Annotated in this window: 10 protein-coding genes; 2 read left to right on the top strand and 8 right to left on the bottom strand. The window is 74.2% G+C overall.

All coding sequences use genetic code 11. The features are described 5' to 3' along the window. Positions 1–242 precede the first annotated feature (242 nt). The 3 genes from L1785_RS04680 to ptsP all read right to left on the bottom strand — a co-directional run bounded on the left by L1785_RS04680 (position 243) and on the right by ptsP (position 4,269). Entirely contained in the window at positions 243–1,385 is a 1,143-nt protein-coding gene (locus L1785_RS04680) for a magnesium and cobalt transport protein CorA (RefSeq protein ID WP_236088036.1), read from the bottom strand. 308 nt (positions 1,386–1,693) lie between these two features. Further along, positions 1,694–2,572 (bottom strand): sugar phosphate isomerase/epimerase family protein, encoded by an 879-nt coding sequence (locus L1785_RS04685; RefSeq protein ID WP_236088038.1) that lies wholly within the window; start codon positions 2,570–2,572, stop codon positions 1,694–1,696. 38 nt (positions 2,573–2,610) lie between these two features. After that, positions 2,611–4,269, bottom strand: coding sequence for a phosphoenolpyruvate--protein phosphotransferase (gene ptsP, locus L1785_RS04690; RefSeq protein ID WP_236088039.1), 1,659 nt, complete (start codon positions 4,267–4,269; stop codon positions 2,611–2,613). Between the two features lie 186 nt (positions 4,270–4,455). Here ptsP and L1785_RS04695 point away from each other — a divergent pair, with 186 nt between their 5' ends. Then, positions 4,456–4,956, top strand: a complete 501-nt coding sequence (locus L1785_RS04695) for a PTS sugar transporter subunit IIA (RefSeq protein WP_236088041.1) — start codon at positions 4,456–4,458, stop codon at positions 4,954–4,956. A 1-nt stretch (position 4,957) separates the two neighbouring features. On the opposite strand, the gene L1785_RS04700 is transcribed toward L1785_RS04695, so the two are convergent. From L1785_RS04700 to L1785_RS04710, 3 genes are all read right to left on the bottom strand, one after another. Continuing rightward, on the bottom strand, positions 4,958–7,039 hold the full coding sequence (locus tag L1785_RS04700; RefSeq protein WP_236088047.1) for an NHL domain-containing thioredoxin family protein: 2,082 nt from the start codon (positions 7,037–7,039) through the stop codon (positions 4,958–4,960). Between the two features lie 109 nt (positions 7,040–7,148). Continuing rightward, positions 7,149–7,520, bottom strand: coding sequence for a hypothetical protein (locus L1785_RS04705; protein ID WP_236088049.1), 372 nt, complete (start codon positions 7,518–7,520; stop codon positions 7,149–7,151). A gap of 178 nt (positions 7,521–7,698) precedes the next feature. Next, entirely contained in the window at positions 7,699–8,763 is a 1,065-nt protein-coding gene (locus L1785_RS04710; protein ID WP_236088050.1) for a chymotrypsin family serine protease, read from the bottom strand. Positions 8,764–9,059: 296 nt separating this feature from the next. Between L1785_RS04710 and L1785_RS04715 the strand changes: the two genes are divergently transcribed. Beyond that, positions 9,060–9,260 carry a hypothetical protein gene (locus L1785_RS04715; protein ID WP_236088051.1) on the top strand — a complete coding sequence of 67 codons (201 nt, stop codon included), beginning with the start codon at positions 9,060–9,062 and terminating at the stop codon, positions 9,258–9,260. Positions 9,261–9,268: 8 nt separating this feature from the next. Here the strand turns inward: L1785_RS04715 and L1785_RS04720 are convergent, their stop codons facing one another. Further along, positions 9,269–11,434 (bottom strand): S9 family peptidase, encoded by a 2,166-nt coding sequence (locus L1785_RS04720; protein WP_236088052.1) that lies wholly within the window; start codon positions 11,432–11,434, stop codon positions 9,269–9,271. Between the two features lie 51 nt (positions 11,435–11,485). Next, a complete protein-coding gene (locus L1785_RS04725) occupies positions 11,486–12,661 on the bottom strand; it encodes a TIGR03364 family FAD-dependent oxidoreductase (protein WP_236088053.1) in 1,176 nt (391 codons plus the stop codon). Positions 12,662–12,790 lie beyond the last annotated feature (129 nt).

Here is a 12,790-nt window from a genome sequence, read left to right on the forward strand (position 1 = left end):
GCAGGCTCAGGCGGCCGACAACGCCGCCTGAGCCGGAGGTGCAGCGCAGGGTGAGGGCCGAGGAACGAGGCACTCGCCCGTAGCGGAACCGCAGGCTCAGGCGGCCGACAACGCCGCCTGAGCCGGAGGTGCAGCGCAGGGTGAGGGCCGAGGAACGAGGCACTCGCCCGTAGCGGAACCGCAGGCTCAGGCGGCCGACAACGCCGCCTGAGCCGGACGCCTGTACCGGCCCACCCGACCCGTCAGATCCAGCGCTTCCAGCGGAAGATGCGGAACAGGCCCACGCTCACGCCCAGCATCGCGACCAGCGCGGCCGGATACCCGTACTGCGTGTGCAGCTCGGGCATGGTGTCGAAGTTCATGCCGTAGACGGTCCCGACGAGCGTGGGCGCGAACAGGATGGCCGCCCAGCCCGAGATCTTCTTGACCTCCTCGCCCTGCTGGATGCTCACCTCCGAGAGGTGCTTCATCTCCTCGTTCTGCCGCTGGGCGACGAGGGTCGCGTTCACCGTGAGGATGTCCCGCAGCGCCGCCCGGTAGGACTCGATGCGCTCGCCCGCCTCCGTCAGGTGGTCGGCCACGTCACGCAGGTACGCCTGCAGCTCCTCGTCGACGCCGTACTTCGCGGCACCCTTCGCCAGCGACGCGCACACGCCCTGGAGCGGCCGCACGGCCCGCTGGAAGTCCACGACCTCGCGCGACAGCTCGTAGATGCGCCGCGACACCTCGGGGTCGCCGCCGAAGACCTCGGACTCGATCTCGTCGACGTCGTTCTCCAGGCCCGCCACGACGGGCGCGTACCCGTCCACGACGGCGTCGAGGATGGCGTACAGCACCGCCTCCGGGCCCTGCGAGAGCATCTGGGGCTCCCGCTCGAGCCGGCCGCGCACGCCCGCCAGGTCCGGCGAGGCACCGTGCCGCACGGTCACGACGAAGTCCGGCCCGACGAACACGTGCAGCTCGCCGAACTCCAGCTGCTCCTCGGCGTCCAGGTACTTGGCCGCGCGCAGCACGACGAACAGCGTGTCGCCGTACCGCTCGATCTTGGGCCGCTGGTGCGCCTGGATCGCGTCCTCGACGGCGAGGGGGTGGAGGTCGAACTCGCGGGCGAGCGTCATCAGCTCCGTCTCGTCCGGGCGCTCGAGCCCGATCCACGCCATGCCTCCGGGCCGCTCCCGCAGCGTGCGGAAGGCCTCGGCGAGACGCGTGAACGACCCGGTGCGGCGCCCGTCGTGGTAGATCGCGGCGGCGACCACTGACGAGCGGCGGGTGTGCGGTGCGAGCGGGGCGTCGTCGGGCGCCACGAAGGGGACGACCGGCACGCCGGGGCGGCGGCGCAGGCCGAGGAACGGCTTGGAGTTTCGGGACGGCAGGAAGGTAGCCATGAGGGGCTCCGCGGGGTCGCGCGTGCGGGTGGGCACTGGGGCACGGCCTGGCCTGCCGACGGCGCGGCAGGGTGCGTACGGCCAACCCGGCGCGGCGTCGTCGTCGCGTCGGTCCTCGGGTGGCGTGAGGTCAGGTGGCCGTCAGCATGGGCCGGGACTACTCGGGGGCTCGCTGCGAGTCATTGCGTGCCACACCCCCTTCGTCCCTGCGGCGTCCGCCGCGGCCTGCCTTGCGAAGTCGGCCCTCTGCGGGCCGAGGGCAAGCCTACCCGCGCGGACGGGCGAATCGAACCCTTTCGAGACGTATCTCACCCGGTCCGGAGGCTACCGGGCGTCGTGGACGGGTGGAGGTGGCCCGGCGGGGTGCCTCGGTCGCCCGGGGCGGGCGAGAGATAGGTGCGGGCGAACTCGAGGGCCGCGGCCAGGTCCGCCTGCCGCTCGTCGGCGGTGCGGGCGCTCCGCGTCGAGATCTCGACGCAGACGTCGCCGCTCCAGCCCCGGCGCACCAGCTCCTGCAGCACCTTCTCGGCCTGCATCTGGCCCCGGCCGGGCACCAGGTGCTCGTCGCGGGCGCTGCCCGTGCCGTCCGCGAGGTGCAGGTGGCGGAGCCGGTCGCCGAACGTCTCGACGAGCGCCAGGCCGTCCTGCTGGGCCACGCTCGCGTGCGACAGGTCGAGGGTGACGGCGTCGTAGTTGTGCTCGGCGGGGTCCCAGCCCGGCAGGTAGGCCTGCAGCTCGCGCCGCGCACCCCGCCACGGGTACATGTTCTCGACGGCGATCGTGACGCCCGTGTCCTCGGTCAGCTCCCGCACCTGCTCCTGGAACAGGCGCGCGTACTTGTACTGCCAGCGGAACGGCGGGTGGACCACGACGGTGGAGGCGCCGAGCTCGAGCGCCATGTCGGCCGCCCGGCGCAGCTTGGGAGCCGGCGACCGGCCCCACACGCGCTGGCTGACGAGCAGCGTGGGCGCGTGGATCGACCGCACCGGCATCCCCGTCTCGGCCGACAGACGGGCCAGTGTGAGCGCGCTCTGCGTGGCCTCGTCGGACCAGACCATGACCTCGACGCCGTCGTAGCCCAGCTCGGCTGCGGACTCGAACGCGAACGGCGCCCGGCGCGGGTAGACGGAGGCAGTCGAGAGGGTGACGTGCACGTCTGGCTGGCCGGTCCGGCTCGTCTCGGTCATGAAGCCACCTTAAAGGGCTGAAGTGACAGGTTCGTGGCCTAGAGATTGACGATCCGTGCGCGCACGGACTCGCGGGCCTCGTGGGCAGTGGGCTGGTCCAGGGCCAGTCGTGCCAGCTCGGCGCACTCGTCGAACGTGACGGTCGCCAGGACCCCTGCGACCTCGGCAAGGGCCCGCGGGGTCATGGACAGCGACGTGACCCCGAGACCGACGAGCACCGGCGCGAGCCAGGGGTCGGCGGCAGCCTCGCCGCACACGCCCACCGGACGGCCGTGCACAGCACCGCCGGCGCACGCCACCCGGACGAGCTCCAGCACCGCCGGCTGCCACGGGGTCGACAGGGCCGCCACCCCCGCCAGGTCGCGGTCGGCGGCCATCGTGTACTGGGTGAGGTCGTTCGTGCCGAGGCTCGCGAAGGAGGCCTCCGCGAGGATCCAGCGGGACTGGATCGCGGCAGCGGGCGTCTCGATCATGACGCCCGCCTTCGGCAGCCCGTGGGCGGCGCACGCCTCGACGAAGGACCGCGTCTCGTCCACCGTCGAGACCATCGGCGCCATCACCCACACCTCGGCCGACTCCGCCGTGGCCGCCGTCGCGATCGCGGCGAGCTGGCGGTCCAGGACGTCCGGGTGCGCGACAGCGGTGCGCAACCCCCGCACGCCGAGCGCCGGGTTGTCCTCGTGGTCCGGGGTCACGAAGCGCAGCGGCTTGTCGGCGCCCGCGTCGAGGGTCCGGACGACGACGCGGCGCCCCGGGAACCTGGCGAGCACCGCCCGGTACTGCCGGACCTGCTCGTCGACGGTCGGTTCCTGGCCCCGGCCCAGGAAACAGAACTCGGTACGGAACAGCCCCACGCCGCGCGCGCCGGCGTCGGCGGCCGCCACGGCTCCGGCCGGGTCGGCGACGTTCGCGAGCAGCTCGACCTCGATGCCGTCCCGGGTGACCCCGAGCCCGCTGAAGGCGCGCTCGGGAGCCTTGCGACGCCGGGTGCCCTCCACCTCCGCCTCCGAAGGCGACCGCGTCACCGTGCCCGCGTCGCCGTCCACCAGGACGGTCTCGCCCGCGGCGAGGTTCGCCGCACCCGGCAGCGCCACCACCGCCGGGATGCCGAGTGCCCGCGCGATGATCGCCGTGTGCGACGTGGGGCCACCCCTGGCCGTGACCACCGCGAGGATCGTGTCCGGGTCCAGGGTGGCCGTGTCCGCGGGGGCAAGGTCGGTCGCCACCAGCACGAACGGGTGGCCCGGGTCCGGCACGCCGGGCGGCGTGGCCCCCGTCAGGGCGGCGACGATCCGGTCGCGCACGTCGCGCACGTCGCGCGCCCGCTCCGCCATCGGCCCGCCGAGCGCCTCCAGGCTCGCAGCGACCGCGCCCGCGGCGTCCCACACCGCGCGCTCCGGCGTCAGGCGGTCCTCGCGGACGCGGCGGGCCGCGTCCGCGGCGAGCGTCGGGTCGGCGGCCATCGCGGCCGTCACGGCGAGGATGTCGGCCGCGGTACCTGTCGCTGCGGCCGCGCGCTCGGTCAGGGCGTCCCGGACCTGCGCGGCGGCCCGCTCGACGGCGGCGGCCGCCGCGTCCACCGTCCCGGACTCGAGCCGCGTGGTGGGCGGCTCGGGGACGGGCGGCGGCATCCTGACGACATTCCCGACGACCCGTCCCGGGCTCGCGGGGACACCGGTCTCGGTCTGGGTGGACATGCGGCGGCTCCCGTGGGCTCGTCGTCGAGTGCGCGCGTTGGAACGTAACACGTTGGCGCGGGCGCGGCGAGGGTCCGGGCAGATCAGGGTTGGCGGAAGCCAGAAGATCCCTGACGCGTGCCTCCCGCGAGGGTCCAGGCAGATCAGGGTTGGCGGAAGCCAGAAGATCCCTGCGACGATGAGCCCATGGCCGAGGCGCTCACCGTCCTCTCCCCGGTCGCGGGGCGTGTCGTCGCGATGCGCGACGTCCCCGACCCGGTGTTCGCCGAGAGCCTCGTGGGGCCGGGCCTCGCCGTCTCGCCCGACCCCGAGCGGGGACGCGACGTGGTCGCTCCCTGCGCCGGGGTGGTGGTCAAGCTGCACGCGCACGCCTTCGTGCTCGCCGCGGGTGGCCCGCCCGCCGCTCCGGGGACGGCCGCCGTCGCCGGCGGGCGCGGGGTCCTCGTGCACCTCGGCATCGACACGGTGCAGCTCCGCGGGGCAGGGTTCAGGCTCCACGTCGCCGAGGGCGACGCCGTCGCCGCGGGGCAGGTCCTCGTGACCTGGTCCCCGGCCGAGGTGTCCGACGGCGGTCGCTCGCCCCTCGTCCCCGTCGTCGCCCTGGATCTCGGACCGGGCGAGCTCGAGCCGATCGCGCGGCCCGGCGCCGACGTGGCTGCGGGCGACCCGCTGTTCCGGCTGCGCTGAGTCAGCCGCGCAGCGGCAGCGTCAGCGTCTCCTCCGCGGCCGCCGGGACCACGCGGACGGGGACGCCCCAGTCCTGCTGGGCCAGGTGGCAGGCGGGGAACACGTCGGGGTCGGGTTCGCCGTCCGGCCCCAGCGGGACGACGTCGCACGACGCCGCCTTCGCCGTCACGTGCAGCACCCCCTCGCCGACCTCCGGGTTGATCACCAGGTCCCGGAACAGGTCCGGGCCGCCGCCCGCGCCGACGAGGAGCAGCTCCGGCGGGGTCGCGCTGACCTGGAGCTGTGTCGACGGGCCCCAGCGGTCGTCGAGCTTCTGGCCCGGCGCGGGCACGAACGGCACGTCGAGCCGCAGGGCGCCCGCGGGGATGTCGGTGACGGGACGCTTGGTGCGGCGAGCCTCGCCGTCGAGCACGTCGCCCGCGAGCGTCGCGGGGAGCGCGACCCGCGTGATGCGGTGCGCGGCGGACTCCACGACCAGCAGGTGCACCTGGTCGCCGTCGATCTCGACGAGCACGTCGGACGGCTCGGCCAGACCCTTCGCCAGCGTGGTCACCTCGCCCCGCTCCGGGTCGTACCGGCGCAGCGCCCCGTTGTACGTGTCGGCCACGACGACCGACCCGTCGGGCAGCACCGCCACGCCCAGCGGATGCTGGAACAGCGCCTCGTCGGCGGCCCCGTCACGGTGCCCGAAGTCGAACAAGCCTTGGCCGACGGCCGTGCGGATGGTGACTGTGGCCGCCGACGACGCCGTGTGTACGAACACGGTGCCCGGCTCGCCGGAACCCAGCTCCTGGGAGAGGTCCGCGCCTCCCGGCACATCGATGCGGCGGAGCGCGGAAGTCTCCGAGTCGGCGAGCCAGATCGTGCCGTCCGCCGCGCGGGCGAGGCCCGAGGGCTGCGCGAACCAAGCAGTCGTCCCCGGGCCGTCCTCCAGGCCCTCGTTCATGGTCCCGGCAAGGAGGCGGACGCTACCGTGCCGGTCGCGGACGACGGGATCGAACGCCCACAGCGTGTGGTTGCCGGCCATGGCCACGACGAAAGCTCCGAGCTCGGGCGACCATTCGATGTCCCACGGCGAGGAGAGCCGCACGATGCGCGCGGGATAGTCGTCCGCGGTGTCGAACGGCATGGCAGGACCGCTGACTTCCGGGACGAGCCGAGCGCCGGGTACCACGGGGTTGTCGTCGATGTGGCCCGAGCGCAGCACGTTCTCCTGGCCGCCCACCATGAACTGCTGACCCGTCCCCGCGAGGGTGACGACGACGCCGTCGGACAGCCGGACGCCGCGCAGCGCGTGGTTGACCGTGTCGGCGACGACGACGTCGTACCCGAGGCGCTCCGCCGCGTCGGCGGGCACGAGGCACAACCCGTTCGGCTCCGAGAACCGCGCCTCGTCCGCCGGCCCGTCCACGAGCCCGCGCTCTCCCGACCCGATGCGGCGCACCAGCGTCTCCCCGTCGGGGGCGAGCTCGGCGAGGGAGTGATGACCGGCGTCGGCGACGAGCAGGTTGCCGGAGGGCAGCGCGATGGCCTTGGCGGGGAAGCGCAGGGTGCCCGACGTCGACGCGGGCGCCACGTACGGGCCGTCGCCCCGGTGCAGGGTGCCTTTGGCGTCGTGCTCCGCGATCAGCTCAGCGACGAGCGCGGCGAGAGCCGACCCGTGCCCCTCGCCGGCCATCTGCGCGACGACGTAGCCCTCGGGGTCGATGACCACGAGCGTCGGCCAGGCGCGAGCGGTGTACGCGGACCAGGTGACGAGCTCAGGGTCGTCGAGGACGGGGTGGTGCACCTCGTACCGCTCGACGGCGGCGGCGAGCGCCACCGGGTCCGCCTCGTGCTCGAACTTGGGCGAGTGCACGCCGACGATGACCAGGACGTCGCGGTGCTGCTCCTCGATCTCGCGCAGCTCGTCGAGGACGTGCAGGCAGTTGATGCAGCAGAAGGTCCAGAAGTCCAGCACGACCACCTTGCCGCGCAGGTCGGCGAGGGCGACGGGGCGGCCGCCGGTGTTGAGCCAGCCACGTCCGACGAGCTCGGAGGCGCGGACACGGGGCAGGCGGGAAGAGGTGATGCGGCTGGTCACCCGGCTATTGTCCCCCGGGCGCCGGCGGAGTCCGCCGACCAGGACCCTGGTTGCGGAAAGGCGGCCTAAACCGCAACCAGGGTCCTGGTCGGCGGTCGTGCCTCGGGCGTCAGCCTGCGCGGACCTTCCCGACGACGCGGACGCGGACCGCCACGTCGTCGATCTCTTCCGGGACCTCGGCGACCACGCTCGGGTCGGTCACGTTGACCTGCAGGACCCAGCCGTCGGCGTCTCCCGCGACCTGGTCCACCGAGACCTCGTCGGCGAGCACCTCCACCCGTGAGGTGTGGCGCCCGCGTGAGCGACCGGGTTCGGACACCTCGGCGATCACCATGCTGCGTGCCGGGTACTCGAGGACGCGGCCGTGGCCGAGCGGGGTCGTGAACTCGGGTGCCACCCCGACGCCGACCACCCCACCGAGACCCGAGACGGCCTTCCGCAGCTGTTCCTTGGCTGCCCGCGCCTCATCGAGTGTTGCCATGCGATCACCTCCTGGACATCCATTGTGCTCCTCGTGTCCAGACCCCACCGGAGTTCAGGGGCGCACAGCGCACGTTCGGGCGGATCCCGGCATACCTACGCAGGTCAGGCCCCGCATCGGGTCCGGGGCGGGCCCGCGACACGCCTGGAGCGGCGTGCCGGGCGCGCCGACACGCCCGTCAGCGGCGCGCCGAGGCGGTCTCCCCGGCCAGCTCGATGCCCAGGACCTCGAGCACCGCGTCGATCGGGTTCGCATACGTGAGGCCCTTGCCCGCCCTGCCGCCGGTCTCGGAACCGGCGAAGAGCAGCCCGAGCGCGACGCCGTCCTCCCGGTAGACGAGCGCCCCGGAGTCACCCCCGCGGGAGAAGGGCTCGCCGCCGAGGCCCTCGATCTCGATCTGGTCGTCGAAGCTCAGGGCGCCGAGGTCCTCGTACCCCACGATGACGTCGTCCAGCTCGATCGCGGTGACCCGTCCGCGCGTCAGGGCGGTGGTGCGGCCCACCTTCTCCACCAGCTCGCCGCCCATCGCCCGCGCCGTCTTCGTGACGCGGCCCACCGGGTACTCGTACTCGACGGCGACGTCGTCCAGCCGGGCGAGAGCGGCGTCCGTCCACGACGCCTCGTCAGGGTCGAGCCGCACCACCTCGGACAGGGCGCCGACGCGATCTTCCGGGTAGTCGCCGCCGTCCGCCGGGCCGGGCTGGAGGACGACGTCGCCCGGCCGGGCCTCCGGCGACCCCGCGAGCACGTGGTAGTTCGACAGCGCGTAGAGCGCCGGTCCCGTCAGGCCGCGTCGCGTGACGAACGCCCCGAGCGTGCCCGCCGTGACGTCGACGTGCCCGATGGACACCCCCGGCCGTAGCGGGCGCACGCGGCCCGTCTCCCCTGCCGACTGCGCCGCCGGGGCCGGCGGTCGCGGCCCGAGGTCGGCGATCGGCCGGATGCGCCCGGTCCGCCGGACGTCGACCGCCGGGCCTGCCTCCGCCTCGACGCGCCGCACGATGCTGCGCGCCCGCGGCACGCCCAGCCGGTAGCGGACGGCGATCCCGTATCCCCCGCCCGGCTGCGGGGCGAGCCCGATGGCGAGCGTCGGAGCGCGCACCACCTCGGCCGCGGAGACGGCGGGCCCGGTCTGGGGAGCCTGGGCCTGGGCCTGGGGCACCACGACGCCGTGCCGCTCCGCCAGCTCCCGCGCGAAGCCGGCGAGCTGCTCCTTCAACTTCTGGGCCTCGTAGCGTTCCATGCGTCGATCCTCGCCGACCGCACTGACACGACACGAGAGGCGCGCCCGCGGCGACACGCCGTTTCGCGGGGGAAAGTCATCCCATAGAGGGATATCCCGAGCGAGCGGGACGCGATACGTTCCGCTCGTTTATCCCATCTCGGGAGATGCGCAACTTGAGGCACGGTGCGTTGTCACAGATCACCCGCCGTCCCCTCCTGTACCTGCGGGCCGGCTGTCCGGTCCCAGCGGAAGTGGGACCTGCCGACCGGTAGGACCCCGTGGAAGAACGGCGAGCAGGACCTGTGATCGCGACGATGGACGAGACACGGAGCACGCGGATCAGCCGCGCGGACGTGCAAGCCGCCCTCATGTGGGCGATCGAGCACGACCGCACGGCGTTCCTGGAGCACCGGTCGACGACGTACACCGGCCCCAGCGACTTCACCCGCCGCCGGGCGGATGCCAAGCTCGTCGAGCTCTGGCGCGTGGCCACCGGGCAGGTCACCGCGGGGTAGGCCGACGCTCAGCCGAGCATCGGCGGCAGCTCGCGTTCCTTGCCGAGCACGTGCTCGGAGAGGAATGCGAGCACCACCTGGTACCAGACCTTCGCGTGCTGCGGCGTGAGCACCCAGTGGTTCTCGTCCGGGAAGTACAGGAAGCGGTGCACCGTCTCCCCGTCCGGCCCGGCCGGCAGGCCGGACGCGGAGAGCAGCTCGTACCAGAGCCGCAAGCCCTCGCCCACGGGCACCCGGTAGTCCTTGTCGCCGTGCACCACGAGCATCGGCGTCCGGATCTGGTCCACGAACCGGTGCGGGGTGTTCTCGTGCGCCATCTCGGGAGTCATCTCGAGCGCCCAGTAGTACGACGCGTCCGTCGTCGGGCCGAACTGGTCGAGCGCCCACAGCGACGCATGGGTGACGATCGCCCTGAACCGGTCCGTGTGCCCGGCCACCCAGTTGGCCATGTACCCGCCGAACGACCCGCCCATCGCCGCAGTCCGGGTCTCGTCGATCTCCGGCAGCGCCTCGGCCGCGTCGGTGATCGCCAGGAGGTCGGTGTACGGCGCGGCACCCCAGGCGCCCCAGCCACGCTGCACGAACGCCTGCCCGTACCCGGTCGACAGGGCCGGGTCGGGCAGCAGCACGGCGTAGCCCTCGGCGACCATCAGCCACGGGTTCCAGCGCCAGCTCCACGAGTTCCACGAGCCGAGCGGGCCGCCGTGGATCCACAGCAGCAGCGGCGCCGGCTCGTCCGCCGAGGCGGTCGAGGGCAGCGCGAGCCAGGCCCGGACCCGCGACCCGTCCGAGGCCTGCGTCTCCACCTCGCGCAGCACGCCAGGCAGCTCGGCGGCGGGCACCGGAGAGCGCAGGGCCGTCGCCGCCACGGCCTCACGCTCGCCTGCCTCGCCGGATGCGAGGAAGGCGGCGAGGTCCACCCGGACCGGCTCGGCCGGGGCCGCGTACGACGCCCGCAGCGCATACAGCGCCGACCCGTCCGGCGCGACGCTCACGTCCGTGAACACCGCGGCGTCCGACGTGACCTTCTCGACGGCCACCTCGCCGCCGGGCAGGCCCGACGTGAAGGTCAGGAGGAACACCGGCCCGCGGCCGTCGTCGTCGGCCGTGACGACCAGGCCCGACCCGTCGGGCAGCCACGCCGCCGACGTCGGCCACCGGTCCCAGTCGTCCGCCAGGACGACGGGCTCCGCGTCACCCGCGAGGGCGACGAGCCCGAGGCGCGTCACCTGCGCCGTCGTCGGCGTGGTGATGGTCTCGGTCACATAGACGACCCAGGACCCGTCCGGCGAGACGACGGGCGAGGAGATGTGCGCGTCGGGGTCGTCCACCAGGGTGCGGCGCGCGCCCGTCGCGGTGTCGACGGCGACGAGCGTCTCGCGCACCGCCGTGCCTTCGATCAGGGCCCAGGTGGTCACGAGCGTCGACCCGTCCGGCGACAGGTTGGCGGTGTGGTTGAGCAGCTCGCGCCCGGCGCCCGTGAGGTCGCGCAGGTCCAGCCTGGCCGACGTCGGCTCCTCGGCCGACTCCTTCTCGCCCTCCGCCGGGGGCACCGGCGCAGCGGGCTCGTCCGCCAGACCGGCGAGGTCGGCGGCGAACCGGCGGTCCTGGTCCGGGCCGAGGTCGTGGTCCCAGTACCGCACCGGGTAGGAGGAGTGCAGGATCGCGGCGACCTTGTGGTCCTTGCGCTTCTTGCGCAGCTCCTCGTCCTGCTCGAGGTCCTTCGCGGTCGGCAGGAGGCTCGACGCGACGCTCACCACGTCCGCGTCGCGCGCGGCGAGCGGGCCCGAGATCCCGCCGGGCGCGGTCGCGACGACCCGCGCCTCGCCGCCGCCGGCCGGGAGCAGCCAGAGCGCGGACTTCGGGTCGTCACCGTTCCTGCCCGCGTCCGGGTCGGGCCGGGCGGACGTGAACAGCAGGTCTCCGCCCTGCGTGAAGGCGGCGGACGACTCGCCCTTCGCCGACCGGGTGAGCCGCCGAGCGGGCTGCTCGCCCGCCGGGTCGACCTCCCACAGCGCGGTGGTGTACCCCGTCCGCTCGGGGTCGAGGGTCTGGACGGTCGCGGCGAGGCGCGTGCCGTCGGTGCTGAGCACCAGGCCGGTCAGGCGAGGGATCGCGACGTAGCGGTCGAGGTCGTGGAACGGGGTGCCGGTCGGCTCGGAGGATGCGTTCACGGGTCCGTCCTATCATGGGCCGCTGACGACCCGGCCGGGTTTTCCCCAGGCCTACCTCGCGAGGAGCTCGTCCAGAACCCGCGGCGCCAGACCCAGCGCCGTCGTCAGCCCGGCGCCCGACGTGACCGCCACCGCCCGGACCCCCGGCATCGGCTCCGCGACGAGGAACGGGTCCGACGCCGTCGCGTGCACTCCGGTCCACCGCTCGACCACGCGCAGCGTGCCGCCGAGGACCGCCGTGGCCTCCCGGAGCAGCAGGTCGTCGAGCGCCTCGTCCCGGAAGGGGTCGTGGGTCGTGGCGTGGGCCTGCGTGCCGCCGAGCGTGACCGTGCCGTCCGGGCGCTGCGTCAGCGTGAGGCTCAGGCCGGCCTCCAGCAGCTCCGGCCGGGTGCTCGCGAGCCGCTCGCGGACGCGCGCCAGGGCGGGGCTCGGCGCGAAGCCGGCGTGGTGCAGCAGCGCCGTCCCGGTCAGCACGGTGGGGTCGATCGCGGGGGCGTCGGGTCCCCCGCCGCGCAGCGTGACGCACAGCATCTGCAGCCGGGTGCGCCGCACGCCGGCCGCGCGGGCGGTGTCGGGGAAGAACCGGTCGACGTCGTGCCCCACAGCGACCACGACCTTCCGCGCCGCCACGTCGCCCCGCGTGGTGCGGACCAGGGTGGCGCCGCTGCCCGCCTCGAAGCCGAGCACCGTGGTGGCCGTCTCGACGGTGACCCCGGGAAGGGTGGCGGCGTGGCGCGCGATCGCCGCCATCGCCGCCCGTTGGTCCACGCGGACGTCGAGCGGCAGGAAGGCGCCGCCCACGACGCCCTGACGACGGACCGGAACCAGGGCCAGGACGCCCGCCCGGTCAAGGAGCCGGGCGTCGCCGTCGCGGCGGGCCACGAAGTCGTCGAGCACTGCGAGCTCGTCCTCGGCCCGCGCGACGACGACGGTCCCCGCCTCCCGGACCTCGAAGCCGGCCTCCCGGCCGAGCCGCAGCCAGCGCTCCCGCGCCGCGAGGGCGTAGGCGAGGGCAAGGCCGTCCTGCGTGGTGAAGGCGGCGTGGCCCAGGCTCCGGACCGACGCTCCCACCGCGCGGTCGTCCCGCTCCAGCACCAGCACGGACTGGCCGCGCGCCGCCGCCTCGAGGGCATGCGCCAGACCGACGATGCCCGCGCCGACGACGGCGAGGTCGACGCGCGGCGGCAGCCCGGGCACGACGACCAGCGGGCGCTTCCTGGAGCTCACGCCGTGACCCTGCACGACGCGAGGTCGGGGCTCAAGCCCTCGTGACGACCGCGCGAACACCTTCCCGCAGAGTTCATGCGGTGTTCGGGTTCGTCACCCGGCGGCGTCCCTGCGTTCACCCGCGCGACA

Source organism: Antribacter soli, assembly GCF_021568775.1.
Taxonomy (GTDB): Bacteria; Actinomycetota; Actinomycetes; order Actinomycetales; family Cellulomonadaceae; genus Antribacter; species Antribacter soli.